At 54.9% G+C, this 19,293-nt stretch carries 19 protein-coding genes, 1 other RNA gene and 1 pseudogene; 4 read left to right on the plus strand and 17 right to left on the minus strand.

Features of this window, described 5'->3' with window-relative positions:
• Window positions 1–28: 28 nt before the first annotated feature.
• From greA to DI14_RS13915, 10 genes and pseudogenes are all read right to left on the minus strand, one after another.
• Window positions 29–502: a transcription elongation factor GreA gene (greA, locus tag DI14_RS13870; RefSeq protein WP_029595793.1), complete on the minus strand. Its 474-nt coding sequence runs from the start codon at window positions 500–502 to the stop codon at window positions 29–31.
• A gap of 66 nt (window positions 503–568) precedes the next feature.
• Window positions 569–1,203, minus strand: a pseudogene (gene udk, locus DI14_RS13875) (uridine kinase).
• A 16-nt stretch (window positions 1,204–1,219) separates the two neighbouring features.
• Entirely contained in the window at window positions 1,220–1,861 is a 642-nt protein-coding gene (locus tag DI14_RS13880) for an O-methyltransferase (RefSeq protein WP_051622738.1), read from the minus strand.
• A 65-nt stretch (window positions 1,862–1,926) separates the two neighbouring features.
• Complete coding sequence (gene mltG, locus DI14_RS13885) at window positions 1,927–3,069, minus strand: endolytic transglycosylase MltG (protein WP_081825914.1); 1,143 nt, start codon at window positions 3,067–3,069, stop codon at window positions 1,927–1,929.
• 70 nt (window positions 3,070–3,139) lie between these two features.
• Window positions 3,140–3,436 carry a DUF1292 domain-containing protein gene (locus tag DI14_RS13890; RefSeq protein ID WP_024369916.1) on the minus strand — a complete coding sequence of 99 codons (297 nt, stop codon included), beginning with the start codon at window positions 3,434–3,436 and terminating at the stop codon, window positions 3,140–3,142.
• Between the two features lie 13 nt (window positions 3,437–3,449).
• A complete protein-coding gene (gene ruvX, locus DI14_RS13895) occupies window positions 3,450–3,872 on the minus strand; it encodes a Holliday junction resolvase RuvX (RefSeq protein WP_034809618.1) in 423 nt (140 codons plus the stop codon).
• Between the two features lies 1 nt (window position 3,873).
• Window positions 3,874–4,140: an IreB family regulatory phosphoprotein gene (locus DI14_RS13900; protein WP_024369914.1), complete on the minus strand. Its 267-nt coding sequence runs from the start codon at window positions 4,138–4,140 to the stop codon at window positions 3,874–3,876.
• A gap of 37 nt (window positions 4,141–4,177) precedes the next feature.
• Window positions 4,178–6,817, minus strand: a complete 2,640-nt coding sequence (gene alaS, locus DI14_RS13905; protein ID WP_034809619.1) for an alanine--tRNA ligase — start codon at window positions 6,815–6,817, stop codon at window positions 4,178–4,180.
• A 309-nt stretch (window positions 6,818–7,126) separates the two neighbouring features.
• Window positions 7,127–9,337, minus strand: a complete 2,211-nt coding sequence (locus DI14_RS13910; protein ID WP_200871124.1) for an ATP-dependent RecD-like DNA helicase — start codon at window positions 9,335–9,337, stop codon at window positions 7,127–7,129.
• 67 nt (window positions 9,338–9,404) lie between these two features.
• Window positions 9,405–10,127, minus strand: a complete 723-nt coding sequence (locus DI14_RS13915) for a hypothetical protein (protein WP_034809620.1) — start codon at window positions 10,125–10,127, stop codon at window positions 9,405–9,407.
• Between the two features lie 118 nt (window positions 10,128–10,245).
• Here DI14_RS13915 and DI14_RS13920 point away from each other — a divergent pair, with 118 nt between their 5' ends.
• Both DI14_RS13920 and DI14_RS13925 read left to right on the plus strand, forming a co-directional pair.
• Window positions 10,246–10,794 (plus strand): VOC family protein, encoded by a 549-nt coding sequence (locus tag DI14_RS13920; RefSeq protein ID WP_034809622.1) that lies wholly within the window; start codon window positions 10,246–10,248, stop codon window positions 10,792–10,794.
• A gap of 62 nt (window positions 10,795–10,856) precedes the next feature.
• Window positions 10,857–11,132, plus strand: a complete 276-nt coding sequence (locus DI14_RS13925; protein ID WP_034809624.1) for a hypothetical protein — start codon at window positions 10,857–10,859, stop codon at window positions 11,130–11,132.
• Window positions 11,133–11,188: 56 nt separating this feature from the next.
• Here the strand turns inward: DI14_RS13925 and DI14_RS13930 are convergent, their stop codons facing one another.
• From DI14_RS13930 to cymR, 4 genes are read right to left on the minus strand one after another with little or no spacing between them, the layout of a single operon-like run.
• A complete protein-coding gene (locus tag DI14_RS13930; protein WP_034809626.1) occupies window positions 11,189–11,848 on the minus strand; it encodes a lipopolysaccharide assembly protein LapB in 660 nt (219 codons plus the stop codon).
• A gap of 10 nt (window positions 11,849–11,858) precedes the next feature.
• A complete protein-coding gene (mnmA, locus tag DI14_RS13935; RefSeq protein ID WP_034809629.1) occupies window positions 11,859–12,980 on the minus strand; it encodes a tRNA 2-thiouridine(34) synthase MnmA in 1,122 nt (373 codons plus the stop codon).
• The gene (locus tag DI14_RS13940; protein WP_034809632.1) at window positions 12,977–14,116 is read right to left on the minus strand and encodes a cysteine desulfurase family protein; all 1,140 of its coding nucleotides are present in this window, start codon (window positions 14,114–14,116) and stop codon (window positions 12,977–12,979) included. The genes mnmA and DI14_RS13940 overlap by 4 nt, the downstream gene beginning before the upstream one ends.
• Before the next feature lie 16 nt (window positions 14,117–14,132).
• Complete coding sequence (gene cymR / locus DI14_RS13945; RefSeq protein WP_034809634.1) at window positions 14,133–14,540, minus strand: cysteine metabolism transcriptional regulator CymR; 408 nt, start codon at window positions 14,538–14,540, stop codon at window positions 14,133–14,135.
• A gap of 60 nt (window positions 14,541–14,600) precedes the next feature.
• On the opposite strand from cymR, the gene DI14_RS13950 reads away from it, so the two are divergent.
• Window positions 14,601–15,908, plus strand: a complete 1,308-nt coding sequence (locus DI14_RS13950) for a replication-associated recombination protein A (RefSeq protein ID WP_034809637.1) — start codon at window positions 14,601–14,603, stop codon at window positions 15,906–15,908.
• A 24-nt stretch (window positions 15,909–15,932) separates the two neighbouring features.
• Here the strand turns inward: DI14_RS13950 and DI14_RS13955 are convergent, their stop codons facing one another.
• The 3 genes from DI14_RS13955 to DI14_RS13960 form a co-directional block, all read right to left on the minus strand.
• Window positions 15,933–16,700, minus strand: a complete 768-nt coding sequence (locus DI14_RS13955) for a ThiF family adenylyltransferase (RefSeq protein WP_034809640.1) — start codon at window positions 16,698–16,700, stop codon at window positions 15,933–15,935.
• 94 nt (window positions 16,701–16,794) lie between these two features.
• A non-coding RNA gene (gene ssrS, locus DI14_RS15305) (6S RNA) lies at window positions 16,795–16,981 on the minus strand.
• 74 nt (window positions 16,982–17,055) lie between these two features.
• Window positions 17,056–18,270, minus strand: a complete 1,215-nt coding sequence (locus DI14_RS13960) for a DASH family cryptochrome (RefSeq protein WP_034809643.1) — start codon at window positions 18,268–18,270, stop codon at window positions 17,056–17,058.
• A 342-nt stretch (window positions 18,271–18,612) separates the two neighbouring features.
• Between DI14_RS13960 and DI14_RS13965 the strand changes: the two genes are divergently transcribed.
• Window positions 18,613–19,260: a YitT family protein gene (locus tag DI14_RS13965; RefSeq protein WP_034809646.1), complete on the plus strand. Its 648-nt coding sequence runs from the start codon at window positions 18,613–18,615 to the stop codon at window positions 19,258–19,260.
• Window positions 19,261–19,293 lie beyond the last annotated feature (33 nt).

A 19,293-nucleotide genomic window follows, 5' to 3' on the forward strand; every position in this document is an offset into this window, starting at 1 on the left:
ACGTCCAAATGGATGTCGCTCGTTTGCGTTACTTGATTTCTTTGATTTCGACGACCATGTCGCCGCCAGGTGTCTGTACGTTGACGACATCCCCGACCGTACGGCCAAGAAGCGCCTTCGCGATTGGCGATTCGTTCGAGATTTTGCCTGTGAACGGATCGGCCTCTGCGCCACCGACGATTGTGTACGTCTCATCTTCGTTGTCTTCTTGGATGAAGAACGTCACCGTCTTGCCGATCGCGACCATCGAGTTGTCCGCCACATCGTCTTGAATGATGACCGCGTTCCGGAGCATCTCTTCAAGTTGCGCGATTCGGCCTTCGACCATCGCTTGTTCTTCTTTTGCAGCGTCGTACTCAGCGTTCTCCGACAAATCGCCGAAGTCACGTGCGATTTTAATATTTTCAACGACTTCTTTACGGCGTACCGTCTTCAGTTCGTTCAATTCATTCTCGATTTTCGCTTTTCCGTCTAACGTCATGTAATGTTGTTTTTCAGCCATTTCTGTCACTCCTTCATTGTCTCCTAGTATATTACAGCTAGGCATAAATTGAAAACGATTTATTTATTAGGCGCGATTGCGCTCCGTGAGCACCCAACGAATCTTCGTCACGAGCAAATCGATGGCGACGAAGTTCTCGCCGCCTTCTGGGACGATGATATCCGCGTAACGCTTCGTCGGCTCGCAAAACTGCAAGTGCATCGGACGGACGACGTTCGTGTACTGGGCGACGACCGAGTCGATCGAGCGGCCCCGCTCATTCAAGTCGCGTTGCATCCGGCGTAAGATGCGGACGTCGGCATCGGTATCGACGAACACTTTAATGTCCATCAAGTCACGGAGACGGTCGTCCTCGAGCGCCAAAATCCCTTCGACGATGACGACGTCGACCGGTTCGATCAAAATCGTCTTGTCTGAGCGCGTGTGGGCCGCATAATCATATACCGGCTTCTCGATCGCTCTGTGCTCTTGTAGCTGTTGAATATGCTCAATTAATAGATCGTTGTCGAAGGCGAACGGGTGGTCATAGTTCGTCTTATACCGTTCCTCCATCGTCATCTCCGATTGATCTTTATAGTACGCGTCTTGCTCGATCATGACGACCGATTGTCCTTTGAACGCATCCACGAGCGCGCGGGCAACGGTCGTCTTTCCTGACCCGGTCCCCCGGCCACGCCGATAATGACGGGTTTATGTTGCATCAAAGTTGAATCCTCCTCATCGTAATTTACGACTGATTGCTAGGCCATCACCAAGGGGCAAAATTGCGGTATGATAATCGGTCCGTGCCATCAATTGCTCAGTAAACTCTTTCACGAGACGGACGAGCCTGCGGCGGCGGCGGTCAAGCACCGACACGTCTTCAAGCAAGACGTCGCCTCGTAAAAATAAATTATCGCTGTAAATCGTACCACCAATCGGTACTAAAGCGCCATACCCATCGAAAAACTTTTGATACTGTCCTTTCGCCGCATCGATGAAGACGGCGTCGAACGGCCCTTCAATCGAACCGATCAACTCGACGGCATCGCCATGGATGACCGTGATTCGGTCCTTCATGTCAGAGCGACCGATGAACGATAACGCCTCTTCATGGCGACGCGCGTTCCGTTCGATCGTGACGATTTCAGCGGACGGCAACAGCTCCGCCATCCGGATGGCCGAATAGCCGATGGCCGTCCCGACCTCAAGAATCCGGACCGGACGCTGCATCGCGAGGAGCGACAACAGCACTTCCGACCCGGTCAAGTCCATGATTGGCACGTGATGGATGCGGGCGAACTCCTCCATCTCCGCTAAGAGCGGCGACCGAGGCGTGACCAACTGTTCCACATAGCCTTCATAGGATGCATGTTCCACTTTCTGACACCTCTACCTCTCTATTCATTCAAACGACCGGAAGCGAGTGCTTCCGGTCGATGCCGTCAATTGTTGTTTGCTGCTTCGAACGCTTCCCATTCCGGACGGTACTGGTTCACGTTCTGCTGGTGTTCCTCGTACGTCACTTCAAACAATACTTCGCCGTTCGGGAACCCCTCACGAGGCGGCCGTGCATAGAAATAGAAGTTTGCTGTGTCGTTCGGGTTGAGCGTCGCGGCGAACGCGTCCCGGCTGACCGATGCGATTGGACCGATCGGGATGCCGGCATACTTGTACGTGTTATAAAGCGAATCGTTTTGTAAGTCGTTGAACGATGTGAAGATCGATGTCTCTCCCGTCCCGTACCAAACGGTCGGGTCCGACTGGAGCCGCATGCCGTCCGCTAGACGGTTTTCGAACACACCGGCGATCTCTTGACGGTCTTCCGTCGAGACCGCTTCTTTTTCGACGACTGACGCGAGCGCGAGCGTCTCATGGAACGTCCGTCCCGCTGCTTCGAGCGCCGCCTTGTTCTCGTTGTAGAGCTGTTCGGTCGGCTTTAACATCTCATCGATGATCTGCGTGAGCGTGACCCCTTTATCGAACTCGTACGTTGCCGGGAACAAGTAACCTTCTAACGGATGGTAAATGCCTTCCGCTAACACTTCGTCTGTCAACATCTCGTGTTCCGCGACAAGAGAAGCGATATACTCCTTGTCACTCAATTGAGCCGAAATTTCTTCTTCCGGAATCTCAGCGACGTTCGCAAGCCGTTTGATGACTTGGTCAATCGTGAACCCTTCTGGAATTGTCAATCGGATATCTGGAACGACGATCACTTTGCCGGTCTTCAGCGTTGCGATCATCTCGTCAAGCGACTGTGACGGGGATAACGTGTACGTCCCCGCTTGGAACGATGATTCATTTTTAAACCGTGTGTAAAGACGGAAAATCGCGCTATTCCTCACGAGTCCATTCTCTTCGAGTAGTTCGCCAATGTACCCTGAGCCTGCACCGAGTGGCACCTCGACTTCGACCGTTTCAGTCGATGTCGGGTCCACGGGCTCAAGTGACCGTTTTACGAATGCGTACGAGACGGCAGCACCGGTGGCGATGACAAGAAGAAAGACAGCAAGGATAATCACCGTGATACGACGAACGATCCGGCTTCGTGCACGCTTCTCATCTGACATCGATGGATAGTTCATGCATGTTCTCCCCTGTTCTTCTTTTATGAAGATGGGCGACGAGGGTTTCCCCTAGCCGCCCGTCCACGTATTAGTCTAAACCGACTTCGTCGTTGACGATGTCGAATGCTTCCATGACTTCTTCGAAGTCGTCATCGTCTTCGACGAGCTTCAAGATGAATTCGCCATCTTCAAGTTCTTCGATTTCGAACGCGTATACTTCGATTGTATCTTCATCTTCTGTCTCCGGGTTGCCAACCGGCTCGAGAACGACAAACGTCTTCTTCGAGCGGTCGCTCGTCATCCGGAAAATTTCTGCAAATAAATGCTCGTCTCCATTTTCATCTGGAATACGGTACATTTCTTCTTCACGACGGATTTCTGCCATGAGTAATTCCTCCTTATTTCCCTGAACGATCCAGGTAGTTTTGTAAAATCATGACCGCCGCCATCTTATCGATGACCGCTTTTCTCTTTTTGCGGCTGACGTCTGCCGAGATGAGCATCCGCTCCGCTTGCATCGTCGTCAGGCGCTCATCGACTAAAATCGTCGGTAAGCCCGTGGCCTCGGTGAGGGTAGCGGCAAACGCCTCTGACGCCTCGCCTCGCGGCCCGATCGTCCCGTTCATGTTCTTCGGGAGACCGACAACGACTTCTTTCACTTCGTACTGCTCGATGATTGGTCGGAGCAGACGGACGGCCTCGTCAAAGTCCGGCTCGGTCCAGTAGACCGTCTCCACACCTTGTGCCGTCCAGCCCATGAGGTCGCTCACGGCGACCCCAATCGTCTTCGACCCGACATCAAGCCCCATGACTCGCTTCATATTAATCCTCTCTACGATCGTTCAAATACGATTTGACCAGCTCTTCGAGCAGTTCGTCTCGTTCGATTTTGCGAATCAAGTTTCGCGCATCGTTATGACGCGGGATGTAGGCAGGGTCACCTGACAACAAATATCCGACGATTTGATTGATCGGTTGGTAGCCTTTTTCCTCGAGCGCTTTATACACCGTGATCAGTGTCTCCCGAGTGTTGGCTCGATTATCATCTTCTGGAAAATTGAATTGCATCGTGCGATCCATTTGGCTCACAAGAATCCACCTCTTTCCGTTTGCACTTCACATTCTATTATGCCAGTGATTCGACGTAATGTGAAGCAAACTTCAATGCTTCATCGAGTTTTGTCGCATCACGGCCTCCGGCTTGCGCCATATCAGGGCGACCGCCACCGCCGCCACCGCAACGTGTCGCGACTTCTTTAATCAGTTTTCCGGCGTGGAAGCCACGGTCGTTCAAGTCTTTCGTCACACCGGCGACGAGATTGACTTTGTCGCCGTTCGCCGAGCCGAGGATGATCACGGCTGAGCCGAGCTTGCCTTTCAACTCATCGACCATGCCGCGGAGCGCGTCCATGTCTTGGCCGTCGACGCGTTTGGCAATCAACTGGACCCCTTGAATCGTTTCAAGCGCATCCGTGAGTGACGCCGCTTCGATGTTCGCGAGCTTCGCTTTGAGCGACTCGTTCGCACGTTCCACGTCTTTCAACTCGGCTTGGAGCGCCTGGACACGTGTCGGCACTTCAAGCGGTTTTGTCTTGAGCAGTTTTGCTGCCGATTCGAGCGTCTCGATTTGCTGGTTCATGACTTCGTATGCGCCCGCTCCTGTGACGGCCTCGATGCGTCGTGTACCGGCACCGATCCCTGACTCCGACAAGATTTTGAAGAGTCCGATTTCAGCCGTGTTGCCGACGTGGCAACCACCGCAAAGCTCGACCGAGTCTCCGGCCGCGACGACGCGGACGACGTCCCCATACTTCTCACCGAAGAGCGCCATCGCACCTTTCGCTTTCGCGTCGGCGATGTTCATCTCTTCGATGTCGACACCAATCGATGCCCAGATGCGTTCGTTCACTTGACGTTCAATCGCCTGAAGCTCTTCTGCCGTCACTTGACCGAAGTGCGAGAAGTCGAAGCGGAGACGATCCGCCGTCACAAGGGAACCGGCTTGGTTGACGTGCTCGCCGAGCGTGTCTTTCAAGGCACGATGCAACAAGTGTGTCGCCGTGTGGTTCTTGATGATCGCTTGACGTGCGTCTTGATCGACCGTTGCCGTCACTGCGACTTCCGCCTTAGCGATGCCCGACGTGACCGTGACCGTATGCAAGTTTTGACCGTTCGGCGCTTTCGAGACGTCTTTGACGTGAAGGACGAAGTCCGACCCGACGATTTGACCTTTGTCCCCGATTTGACCGCCGCTCTCCGCGTAAAATGGCGTCTGGTCGAGGATGACTTGGGCTTCCTCTCCGGCTGCGACGACGTCGACGAGCTCACCGTCATGAATCAAGCTGACGATTTTCGCCTCTGTGCCGAGATTCTTATAGCCGATGAACGACGATTCGAGCGTGATGTCTGCGAGTACACCCGATTGGATTTGCATCGACTCAACGTCGGCGCGCGCCATGCGGGCCCGCTCACGCTGTGCGTTCATCGCTTGTTTGAAGCCGTCCTCGTCAACCGAGAGGTTATGGTCTTCCGCGTACTCGATCGTCAACTCGAGCGGGAAACCGTACGTGTCGTAAAGACGGAACGCGTCTTCCCCACTGATGACGTTCGACCCAGTCGCTTTTTGCGCTTTCGCGACTTCGTTCAAGATGGCAAGGCCGTCATGAAGCGTCTCGTGGAACCGTTCCTCCTCGTTTTTGACGACTTTCTTGATGAAGTCTTTCTTCTCACGGACCTCAGGGTAGAAGTCGACCATGATGTCGCCGACGACGTCGACGAGCTCATACATGAACGGACGCTCGATTCCGAGCATCTTCGCGTAACGAACGGCACGACGGAGGAGACGACGGAGCACGTAGCCACGGCCTTCGTTCGATGGGAGTGCCCCATCCCCGATCGCGAACGATACGGTCCGGATATGGTCGGCGATGACTTTGAACGCCACGTCTTTACTGCTGTCGGCACGATACGTCTCGCCGCTGATTTTCTCTGTCTCGCGGATAATCGGCATGAACAGGTCTGTGTCGAAGTTCGTCGGCACGTCTTGCATGACGCTCGCCATTCGCTCAAGACCCATCCCCGTATCAATGTTTTTCCGTGGGAGCTCGGTATAGTTGCCGTGCCCGTCATGGTTGAACTGACTGAAGACGATGTTCCAAATCTCGAGGTAGCGCTCGTTCTCGCCGCCCGGGTAGAGTTCCGGGTCGGTCGGGTCGTCACCGAACGACGGGCCGCGGTCGAAGAAGATTTCCGTGTTCGGGCCAGACGGGCCTTCCCCGATTTCCCAGAAGTTTTCTTCGAGCGGGATGATCCGGTCAGCCGGTACGCCGAGCTCGATCCAGATACGTTTCGCTTCTTCGTCTTCCGGGTGAATCGTCACGGAGAGGCGGTCCGGGTCGAGTCCGTACCACTCATCGCTCGTGAGAAGTTCCCAGCCCCACTTGATCGCATCTTCACGGAAGTACTCCCCGACCGAGAAGTTTCCGAGCATCTCGAAGAACGTATGGTGACGAGCCGTCTTTCCGACGTTCTCGATGTCGTTCGTCCGAATCGACTTCTGTGCGTTGACGATTCGCGGGTTGGCTGGAATAACGCGACCATCGAAATATTTTTTAAGCGTCGCGACGCCCGAGTTGATCCAAAGCAGTGTCGGATCCTCGACCGGTACGAGCGAAGCGCTCGGTTCGACCGAATGTCCTTTTGATTTGAAGAAATCTAAATACATTTGGCGAATCTGTGCGCCAGTTAATGGTTTGAGCGGTTTCATCAACAATTCCTCCTTATTCTGAACGAAACGAAAAAAAAGCGATGTCCATCCCTATGGAAAGGGACGAAAGCATCGCTTCGTGGTACCACCCTCGTTCGCACGGCAAAGCCGTGCCTCGAACATCCGATAACGTGGATGAGGCGCCCAGGATGAGTGGGGACTCCAGACTAGCTTCGGTCGGCCGACCCCCATCTTCTCGCAGCCTAGGAAGATGTCTCTGATGAGGCGGTGACGACGTACTCGGTTCTTTCATCGTCTTTAATCGTTTCAGTTTTCTATTGGTCATTATCACACGTGTTCATGCGTTCGTCAAGACTTGCCGCCGAGCCGTTCGACGAGCTTCGTCCGGCGCACCGGCTCTTCTTCCCGTGTCGCCGCCTCGAGTGCGCGGACGTCGCCAAAGAGGAGTAAACTCTTCTTCGCGCGCGTGACGGCCGTATAAATCAAGTTGCGCGACGAGCGGAACCCACCGTTGAAGAAGACGGGCATAAGGACGATCGGGAACTCGGATCCTTGTGACTTATGAATCGTGATGGCGTAGGCGTGGGTGAACTGGTCCCATTCGCTCCGATTGTACTCGACCTCGATTTGGTCGAAGCGGATATAAATCTTATCGACCTTGTCGACGTTCTCTTTCGCGTAAAAGATGTTCGTGATCTCCCCGATGTCCCCATTATAGACGTTCTCCTCGGCGTTATTGACGAGCTGGAGCACTTTGTCCCCGTTCCGATACGTCCGGTTACCGTGCTTCACTTCCCTCGCCGTCGACTTCGGATTGAACACGTTTTGAAGCGCCTCGTTCAGTCCATCGATGCCGCAGACGCCACGATACGTCGGCGCGAGAATCTGGATATCAAACGGTGAATAGCCTTTTCGGAGTGCAGCCCCGGCCATCTGACAGATCGCTTGGAGCGCCGTCTCTTGGTTCGCCGTATAGAAGCGCCGGTCCGGAAGCGCCGCCAGTAAGTCGTCCGGCATCTGTTTCGCGTTGAGCGCATGCGCCAAACGGAGGATGCTCGACTCGGACGCCTGCCGATGGACGACATCGAGACGGACGACCGGGATGCCGTCGGTCGACATCAAATCGGCGAGCACTTGACCAGGCCCGACCGAAGGGAGTTGGTCGCGGTCACCGACGAAAAGAATCTTCATCCCGTTCGGCACGGCCCGGAGCAGGCTCCGGAACAAGAAGATGTCAATCATCGACGCCTCGTCGACGATGAGCACTTTCCCGACGAGCGGGTTCGTGTCATCGACTTGGAACGAACTGCCATCGAACTTTAACAACCGGTGAATCGTCGAAGCCGGGAGCCCGGTCGATTCACTGAGCCGTTTCGCGGCCCGTCCGGTCGGTGCGGCGAGGACGAACGGGAACGGCTGGTTCGGTACCGGTTCAAGTTTCCAGTCGAAGACGTCGCTCAGCGCGTGAATAATCCCGCGCACGACCGTCGTCTTCCCCGTTCCAGGTCCGCCGGTAAGCACCATGAGCGGCGATTTCAACGCGAGCTCGATTGCCTCGCGCTGTTGTTTCGCGTACTCGATGGAGAACATCTCCTCGACGCGACCGACGGCATCGAAAATTGTCGCCATATCGACGTCTTCCGTCGTCGAGGTCGACATGATGCGGGCAAGTTCTTCGGCCGCCTTTCGTTCAGCCCGATACACGCGCGGATGGTAGACGACCCCATCTTCAACGATGATGCGTTCGTCTTGGGCGAGCGTCTCGAGCGCGGCCACGAGCGCATCGCCCGGGTCACCGCCGATGATACGTGGCATCTCGCGGTGGAGCTGGTCCGACGTGACGAACAAGTGCCCGTTCCCTTGCTCGAGTTCGAGCACGTACAAGACGGCGGCGGCGATCCGCTCCGGATGGATGCCTTGAATTCCAAAATGTGCCGCGATGGCGTCGGCCGTCTTGAAGCCGATCCCTGGCACATCGTACATGAGCGCATAAGGGTTCTTCTCGATTGTCTCCATCGCCCGTCCTTCATATTCTTTATGAATCTTCGAGGCGAGCCGTGGCGTCACGTCGAACGGGGCCAAGAACAACAGCAATTGGTCGACGCCATACAAGACGTTCAACCGTTCCGTGATGACACGGGCTTGTTTCTCTTTCAACCCGTCAACGTTCGAGAGAACGCTCGGATGTTTGACGATTTGGTCGATGCAGTCGTCACCGAGCGTATCGGCAATCTTTTGCGCCGTCTTTTGCCCGATGCCCGGAAACGAACCGTTCGTCAAAAAGCGGACGGCCGCTCGTTTCGTCATCGGGACGACGCGGCGAATCCAATCCGCCTTCATCTGTTTGCCGAACCGTGGATGATCGACCAGACGGCCGTGCGCCTTATACGTCTCGCCTTTCTCGATGCCGACACCGACTCCGGCGATGACCATCTCGGTCTCGTCGGTCTCAAAGTTTTTTTCTTTTATACGTACAAGCGCGATCGTGTGCGCTTCTTCTTCCGATTGAAACAGGACGCGGATGACTTTTCCTGTCAACTCGTAAGGTGCTGCCATCATGTGAGCCACCCCCAGCTAGTTTTCCATCCCCCATTATAGCCCGATTCGGAAGAGGAGAACAAATCGCCTAACTGAACAAGTTCAGGATTTGCTCAAGCTGATTGAGATTGACACGTTCGAGGAGACGAATCAATTGGTCGATGTCGACCCGATTCAACAGCCGCTCAAGCTGATCGATGTCGACCGTATTGAATAACCGTTCGAGTTGGGCCACATCGACTCGTTCGAGCAACCGTTCGAACCGTTCCAGTTCGCCTGTATTGACGTAACCTTGTAAACGTTCGAGCAGCTCGGTCCGCTCGACCCGGAACAGCTTTTCAAGCGAAAGGCGTTGAATGAGCAGGACAAGCCCACTTGCTGCGATGTGAACTCCCCAGTTCAATAGAACGTGACCGAGCCGCAACGTTTGATCGATGAACGGGATGAGTGGAATAAACGAAATTTGCAATACGAGTAGCCCGAGTTGGAGATATGCGTTCGGGACAATCCACGCGATGATGGCGAGCGCGAGCGGGACCGTCCAGCCGATGCCGACGACACCGAGTGATTGTCGAAACGACCGATTCGTCGAGAGCACCCAATGCATAAGAAGTCCGATGACGAAAAACGTCGCAAACAAAATGAGAAGTGTCGCCGTCGCCCGTTCTGATTCGATGATGACGCGATAGAACACGTTATTCGTCCATTCTCCGGCCGCCAATCGGTTGTCAATCGCGGTGAACATGCGTCCAAGCATGAACCATTCGACGACAAAAAATAAGATAACGCTTAGTAGACTAATGATTCGCATAATGTCTCTCCTTCCTTTCGTTCCTTGTCCATTTCCCGAACGTGCAGGTGACTACGCACGTTTTTCCTTGAATCAAACAGGGAACTGTTCGAGTGAACCTACGAAGGAGGAATGACGCATGACAAAACGGATTCCAATTACCGGGCTATGTGAACTCGTATTAGAAGTGACAGATATGGCGGAGGCGGTCGACTTTTGGCACGGCAAGCTCGGTCTTCCGGTCGTCGAGCAGTGGGTCGGCGACGACGCGGAGCCGAGCGAGGCGCAAGAACACGCGGACGAGCCTTGGGCGACGTGGTTATACGTCGGCGGTAACACGCGTCTCGGGCTATGGTTAAAGCGCGACTTCACGGAAGAGGAAGATGCGAACCGACGCCAAGACGTGACCGAATGGGAGACGCTGTATGACGAAGGGGGCTCCCACGTCCACTGCGCGTTTTACGTGCCGATGGACTCGTTTGATCAAGCGCTCGACGTGTTAAACGATTCCGGTATCCCGACGAAACTACGGACGTGGGACGAAGACGAGACCGTCAACGGGAAAGAACGCTCCGCCTACTTCAAAGATCCGAGCAAAAACGTCATCGAGCTGTATACGAAAAACATGGACGAGGCGTATGAGAAGTTCGGTGGCGAGCCGGTGAAAATCACGACGAAGCAATTATGAAATCGATAGATGTCGAATGGGGCACATGATAAGATGAGAGAAAATGGAAAAGGTTGTGTTTTATGCGCTTCTTCCCGCTCCTTATCATGGCTGGGTTAAGCATGCTCACGCTCGGACTATATTTTGAGATCGATGCGTTTCCCACACTCGATCGTCCGACTTCGTTCGCTGCCTTGTCGTTCGTCTCACTCGGTGCGATTCTTCTCATTTTGATGGACGGCGTACGCCGGGCTAAATCAGGTAAACGTGTCTTATGGAGCTATCTCGCGCTCGCCTGTACGCTGTTATTGACGATACTGAACTTATTCGTCTGGTTCACGCTAGAACTTGTGACCTGACATGGAGACGAACAGAAAGCGCCCCCGCGATTTTTTCGCAGGGGCGCTTTCTTAATTCAATTCCCGAGCAACTCGTCCATTTTCGCTTTCGCGTCATACGCGAGCGCGTGGTCCGGTTGCAGTTCGAGCACGCGTTCGAGCTCGGCGTACGTCTTGTCTTGTTCACCGAGGAACGCATAGGCAATCGCCAAGTTGTAGCGCGCGTCCGTGTGGCTCGCGTCGAGGTCGAGCGTGTGCTCGAGCGCCTCGACGGCCAAATCGAGCTGTTCGTTCTGTGCGAGCGCGAGTCCGTACTGGAACGAAATCTCGACGTCTTCTGGCGACTGTGCTTGCGCTTCCTTCAGACGTGGCAAGGCGCGGACGAAGTCGCCCATCGCCTTGTACGTCAAACCGAGCATGAAGTGCAGGTCCGCGTCGTTCATCCCGGCAAGGAGCGCCTGGCGAAGTGACGACTCGGCCAAGTCGAGCTGTTCGAGCTCATAGGCGAGTGTGCCTTTCGCGTAGTGGGCCGCGCCGAACGCGTTGTCGAGTTCGAGCGCCTTGTCGTAAAAGACGACGGCCCGCTCGTGGTCCCCGATCGCCTGGAGAAGCGTCCCCATGTTGACGTAACCGGTCGGGTCCGACGGGTCGGTCTCAATCGCGGCGTTAAATTGCTTCGCCGCTTGTTCGAACTCACCTTGCTGCATCGCTTGGATGCCTAATTCGTTTGCGTTCATCGTCATCACCTCATCCGATATAGTCGAGTCGTTTTCCAGATCGATACGCTTCATCAATCGTCGCACCGCCGAGGCAGATATCGCCGTCATAGAAGACGACGGCCTGGCCTGGCGTGATGGCGCGTTGTGGCTCGTCGAACTTGACGAGCACTTCGCCGTTCTCGAGCGGCGCGATCGTCACCGGTACGTCTTGTTGACGGTAGCGGAACTTCGCCGTCGCCCGGAACTCCGCTGCTGGAACGGTACCCGTCCACGAAAGTTTCGAGGCGAGGAGTGCGTCTGAATAAAGTGCGTCATGATGGAAGCCTTGGCCGACATACAGAATATTCTCTTCAACATTCTTGCCGACGACGAACCATGGGTCCCCGTCGCCACCGATGCCAAGACCGTGACGTTGACCGAGCGTGTAATACATCAGCCCGTCGTGGCGCCCTTTGACGACACCGTCGAGCGTCTGCATTTCGCCTGGTTGTGAAGGCAAGTACTCCGAGAGAAACTCTTTAAAGTTTCGTTCGCCGATGAAGCATATGCCCGTCGAATCTTTCTTCTTCGCCGTTGCGAGCCCCGCCTCTTCGGCGATGACGCGCACGTCCTTCTTATCCATATGTCCGATTGGGAACATCGTCCGTGCAAGTTGGTCTTGCGACAATTGGTTCAAGAAGTAGGTCTGATCCTTGTTGTCGTCTTTTCCACGGAGAAGTCGGTGTTCCCCATCGATGAAGTCGACACGCGCATAATGGCCCGTCGCGACGAAATCGGCACCGAGACGGAGCGCGTGGTCAAGGAACGCCTTGAACTTGATTTCTTTGTTACACATGACGTCCGGGTTCGGTGTCCGACCCAACCGATACTCGGCCAAGAAATACTCAAACACCCGGTCCCAATACTCTTTCTCGAAATTGACCGCATAGTACGGAATTCCAATTTGGTTCGCCACGGCGATGACGTCTTCATAGTCTTCGGTCGCGGTACATACACCGTTCTCGTCCGTGTCGTCCCAGTTTTTCATAAAGATCCCGATGACGTTGTACCCTTGTTCTTTTAACAGATGGGCTGTCACCGATGAATCGACGCCGCCTGACATCCCGACGACGACCGTCGTCTCCTCAGGGGCTTTCGTTCGTAAATTCATTTCCTCACTCCGTTCGTGAATGTCGAGACGACCTCAGCAAGCCGTTCCGCGAGTTGCTCCACGTCGTACCTCGTATTGCCTTGTCCGAAACTGATCCGGACCGATTGTTTCGTCCGCTCCGACGCGCCGAACATGGCCGTCAAGACGTGCGAAGGTTCAATCGATCCGGCCGTGCAAGCACTGCCGCTCGAGATGGCGACACCGCGCATGTCCATCATGATCAGGAACGGTTCGAGGTCAATACCCGGAAGGTACAAGTTAACGATATGCGGCAGACGGTTCGACCCGTTCACCTCATACTCGACCTCAAGGGCGTCAAGGCGTTGAAGCAACGCCTCGGCCAATCCGTGATACTGTTCGACCCGCTCTGAACGCTCGACCATGATGAGTTCTGCCGCTGTTTTAAACCCGACGGCACCCGGAACGTTTTCCGTGCCGGCTCGACGTTTCCGTTCTTGTTGGCCTCCAAAAGAACGCGTCGCTAATTTTACACCTGTTTTCATAAAAAGAAAACCGATACCTTTCGGCCCATTGATTTTGTGAGCCGAGGCCGACAATAAATCGATTCCGAGCGCTTTGACATCAATCGCTTCCGTCCCGAGTGCTTGGACAGCATCCGTGTGGAAGAGCGCTTGGTGATCAATCAGAATTTCACCGATGTCGGCAATCGGTTGGATCGTCCCGACCTCGTTGTTCCCATACATGATAGAGACGAGAATCGTGTCTTCCCGTAGCGCCGCCCGAACCGCCTCGACTGAGACCGCACCCGTCGAATCGACATCGAGATACGTCACTTCAAACCCATCGCGCTCAAGCTGTTCCATGGCGTGGAGGACGGCGTGATGCTCGACTTTCGTCGTGATGATGTGCTTTCCTTTATGCGCATTCGCCTCGGCCGCACCGAATAACGCATAGTTATCCGATTCGGTTCCGCCTGACGTGAACACGATTTCGTTCGGTGTCGCCCCGACGAATCGGGCGAGCGTGCGACGAGAGTCGTCGAGCGCGGCTCGAGCCGTCCGACCGATTCCGTGAATACTCGACGGGTTACCGTATTGTGCTAAAAAGTATGGCGTCATCGCCTCGAGCACTTCGGAACGCATCGGGGTCGTGGCGGCGTGGTCAAAATAGTTCATTGTTTTCACCTCGTCCTTAAATGTAAAACATGTAGCCGTTCGTGTCTTCTTCGGCCAAGTCGGCGAGCGTCGTCTCATCGAGGACGGTCTCAATCGCCACTTTAATTTTATCCCACAGTTTTCGTTTGACCGCATCATCTGCTTCTGAATCTTCGACGATGGTGAGCGGTCCTTCGAGCAGACGGATAATCTCGCCGGCCGTGATCTCTTTTGCCGGCTTGACGAGCTGATACCCACCGTAAGCGCCACGTACGCTCTTGACGAGCCCACCGTTCCGGAGCGGTCCAATCAGTTGCTCCAAGTAATGCTCCGGCAGCTCGTGGCGGGCTGCGATCTTCTTCAAACTGAGCGGTTTATTGTCAGTCTCACGGGCGAGCGCAATCATAATCGTCAACCCGTAGCGACCTTTTGTAGATATTTTCATCTTCATGTCTCCTTCTGTTATACTGTTCGAACAAACGTTTGTCGAAAGGAAAGTGTGCGTATGAGTGATTTATTCCAGCAATCCAATAGCGGCCCGCTCGCCAATCGGATGCGCCCCGAGACGTTAGACGAAGTCATCGGTCAGCGGCATATCATCGGCGAAGGCAAGTTGCTACGCCGCGCCATCGAGGCCGACCGGCTCGGCACGATTATCCTCTATGGACCACCGGGCACCGGCAAGACGACGCTCGCCCGTGTCATCTCGAACTATACGAAAGCGACGTTCGTCCAATTGAACGCCGTCACGGCGAAACTCGATGAACTGAGAAGTGTCATCCGTGAAGCCGAATCGCGCTTTGACTTTGAGAATGAACGGACGATCCTCTTCCTCGACGAGATTCATCGATTCAACAAGTTGCAACAAGACGCCCTGCTCCCGGCACTTGAGGCCGGGAAGCTCGTCTTGATCGGAGCGACGACCGAAAACCCGAGTTTTGAAGTGAACGCGGCGTTACTTTCCCGCGCGACGGTGTTTCGGCTCGAACCGCCCGGACCAGACGAACTGCGCGTCGTCCTCGAACGTGCGCTCGTCGACAAGCGAGGGTTTGGCAACTATACGGTCAAGATGGACGATGCGGCTGTTGACCATTATATCAAAATGGCGGACGGTGACTACCGTGTCCTCTTGAACGGGCTCGAACTCGCCGTCTTGACGACACCCGAGGTCGATGGGGTGATTCACATCACGCTCGACGTCGCCGAAGAGTCGGTGCAACAAAAAGCGATCAAATACGATAAGACGGGCGACCGCCATTATGACGTCATCTCGGCGTTCATCAAATCGATTCGCGGCTCCGACCCGGACGCCGCCCTCTATTGGCTCGCCGTCATGATCGAGGCCGGTGAGTCACCGCGCTTCATTTTACGGCGCCTCTACGTCCATGCGGCCGAAGACATTGGCATGAGCGACCCGAACGCGTTGTTGATCGTCGATGCGGCCGCCCGGGCGAGCGAGTATGTCGGCTTCCCGGAAGCACGGATCCCAATCGCCGAGGCCGTCCTCTACTTGGCGACGGCACCGAAGTCGAACGCCGTCATCACCGCGATCGACAAGGCGCTCCATCACGTGCGGACGATTGAAGGCGGGCCAGTCCCCGTTCACTTACGGGACGCGCACAGCCCCGGGGCCCGTGAACTCGGGAACGGTGCCGGCTATAAATATCCGCATGACGAGAAGGACGGCTACGTGCCACAAAACTACTGGCCCGAAAACTTGGCCCGGAAACGTCCGAAATATTATACGCCGACACCCCGCGGCTTCGAACAGCAAGTGCAAAAGCGGCTCGACTATTGGGAAAAACGACGCTGACTCATCTGAGCCGGCGCCGTTTTTTTATTTCTGGATGCGGTTGATCTCGACACCCGCTGTCTCGAGCATTTCATTGATAACATAACCGGCTGCGACGAGCCCTGCGACCGATGGCACGAACGCGTTCGAGCTCGGTGGCATCTTCGCCTTACGAATCGGCGCGTCCTTCTTCCCGACGACTTCGTTCACGTCTTCCCGCGTGACAATCGGCGACTCGTCCGAAAAGACGACCGGCACGCCTTTATGGATTCGTTCTTTCCGGAGACGGGTCCGGACCATCTTCGCGATCGGGTCGTACGTCGTGTCTTTAATGTCGACGACCTTGATTCGCGTCGGGTCCATCTTGTTGGCCATGCCCATACTTGAGATGACCGGGATGCCGCGGCGTTTGCATTCGACGATCAAGTGAATCTTATAGATGATCGTGTCCGATGCATCGATGACGAAATCGAGGTCTTGTGCGAAGAACTCTTCGAACGTCTCTTCAGTATAGAACATCTTTAGTTTGACGAGCTCAAGCTCGGGATTGATGTCGAGGAGTCGTGTCCCCATCGCTTCGACTTTCGGTTGTCCGACCGTCGAAAGGAGCGCGTGGATTTGACGGTTGACGTTCGTGATGTCGATGTCGTCCTTATCGACGAGCACGATACGACCGACGCCGCTCCGGGCGAGTGCTTCGGCTGCGAACGAGCCGACACCGCCGACGCCGAGGATGGCGACCGTCTTTCCTTTTAATGTGTCTAAACCTTCTTGCCCGATGGCCAATTCATTTCGTGAAAACTGGTGTAACATACTCTTCCTCCAAATTAATTCTATTTTCTCACACTATTTTACTCGGAATTACAAACAAAAAAAGACGTCTAGCGACGTTTTAATAAAAAAATCGATGGGGCCCGGAGTGCCGTGACGATGCCCTGCTTTTGAACCTGCTTAAGCAGGTGGGTGACCTAGCGTCCCCTTCACAAGTCCTCCTGCACGTGATGAGGCAGTTGATCCGGATGGCAGTTCGGTCTCCCGTATTCAAAGTGTTGGCTCAAAATAACGAAGGCGGCTCTCGTACACCTCAGGTATCCCATCTGTTGATTTAACTATAGCTTGTCTGTAAAAAGAAGTCAATCAGAAACCATGACTTCTCGTGACAGTTTCGTCATAACCACGTGTTACGAAACGCACCGTCCGGGTCGTACGTTTCTTGTTGGCGCGCGATATTGAAGCGGCGGTCGCGCGAGTCGTTACCGACGCCCGCCTGATACGCCCAGTTCCCATAATTGCTCGCCACGTCGTAGTCAATGAGCCGCGATTCGAAATACGCCGCCCCGTAACGCCAATCTTGTCCGAGCTCTTTCGCAAAGTAGCTCGCGACGATTTGACGCCCTCGGTTTGACATCCATCCGGTCGCGTTCAGCTCGCGCATGAAACTATCGACGAAGTCGACGCCTGTCTCTCCTCGTTGCCAGCGGGTGATCACGTCTTCCTCGACGCGCCACGACTTTTCCTTCGAGCGGATGCCTTGGGCCCGGAAAAGCCGCTTACCCTGTTCGAGGGCCAACCATTGGAAGAACTCGCGCCAAAGCAACTCAAAATAAAGCCAATACGTCGACTCATTCGCCCCGTGCGACGCCTCGTGTCGCTCGAGCTCATGCAGGACGCGACGTGGCGACAGCGACCCGTTCGCAAGGTAAGCGGATAGTTTCGAAGAATCGTCGACCCCAAACCCGTTGCGCGTCTCTTTGTACGTCCGGACCGGCCCGTTCAAATAGTGGGCCAGTCGTTCCCGCCCGGCCCGCTCCCCGCCTTGAAACGGGAACGCCGATCGTTTGTCCGTCTCGACCGGTCCGTGATCGATTGGAAAGTCAACCGGCGAAGTGGCCTCCGTGTACGCACGTTCAATCAACCGATTCGGCGCGGCGTCCGACTCGATCTTCTTTCGAAACTCGGTGAACAAAAACGGCATCCGCTCAAACGGAATCTCGTCACGCGGATAGAGGGTGAATCCGTCGAACACCTGCCACTCGCCTCGCCAAGCGCTCTTGACGTCTCGCTCGATGCGGCGCTCATTAAAGCCAATCGAGGATTGGAACACCAGTCGATCATTGGGGTCAAGGACGTCCAGCGGATGACCGACATGGACGTAGAGCGGGATATCGAGCGCTTTTAGTGAACCGGCTAAATCTTCGAGCGTCTCCTTTAAAAACTGCAGGCGCCGTCGTCCGAGCGGGATGACACCGTACCGGTTTTCCTTCAACTCATCGGGCCGAATCACGTAATGGCCTTCAATCGGGTCGTCATGTCGGAGCGCTTCTTCAAGCGGCAAATGATCATCGACGCGAAGGTCGTTGCCATACCAAATAATCGTCTTCATCTTTACACCTCCACTCTCATTATGACGCCATCGTCAGACGACGAAACGGTCAAACCTGCAAAGGATATGTTTTCAATTCTGCAACTCGTGGAATATATGTCTTTAGAAGAGAAAGGGGTGCTACAACATGGCTAGAAAAGGGAAAATCGGTACATTGATTAAAGTCGCGACGGCGGTCGCACCGTTCGTCTACGATTATTATAAAAAGAACAAGGCGAAAAAATCGCCGACACCTAAAAAATAATCACGAACGCTTCAGACTTCGTCTGAGGCGTTTTTTTCTTGCCCGCCGTTCGAGTGTGATATGATGATTGAACATTTTAGGGAATCGAGGCGACACACATGCAGGCGGTATGGGTTCAATCTTTACGCATCACATTGAAGTGGACATTATTCATGGGCGGCTTGTTCCTGCTCGCCCTCGGGTCATCGATGATGATCACGGCCGATCTCGGCGTGTCGACATGGGACGTGCTCCATCTCGGCCTCGCCCGTCATACCCCCATCTCGGTCGGGACGATCATTCTTCTCGTCGGGCTACTGCTCGTCTTCGTCAAATATCTGCTCGACCGCATCCGTCCGCAGTTCGGCACCCTCGTCAACGCCATCTTCGTCGGGGTGTTCATGAACCTCATCCTCGACCACCATTGGTTGCCGCGACTTGACGGCATCGCCTTGAACGTCGGGTGGCTCGTCCTCGGCATCTTCGTGATTGGCATGGGAGCGGGACTATACGTCGCCATCGGTTACGGAGCCGGCCCGCGTGACGGGTTGACGCTCGCCTTGGCAGACCGCTTCCATACGTCGGTCCGCATGATGCGAACGTGGATGGAACTGACGGCCTGCCTGATCGGCTGGGTGCTCGGCGGACCGGTCTTCTTCGGGACGGTGCTGTCGATTTTCTTGATCGGTCCGTTCTTTCAGTTTTGGCTCGAACAGTTCCGTCGGCTCGTCTCGGTCATCGACCGGGCGAAAGTCGATCCAGTATGAAAAAGCGAGGAGATTGGACGTCACCGTCCGGTC

The sequence above is a fragment of the Exiguobacterium sp. AB2 genome (genome assembly GCF_000696055.1).
In the GTDB taxonomy this organism is placed as follows: Bacteria; Bacillota; Bacilli; order Exiguobacteriales; family Exiguobacteriaceae; genus Exiguobacterium; species Exiguobacterium alkaliphilum.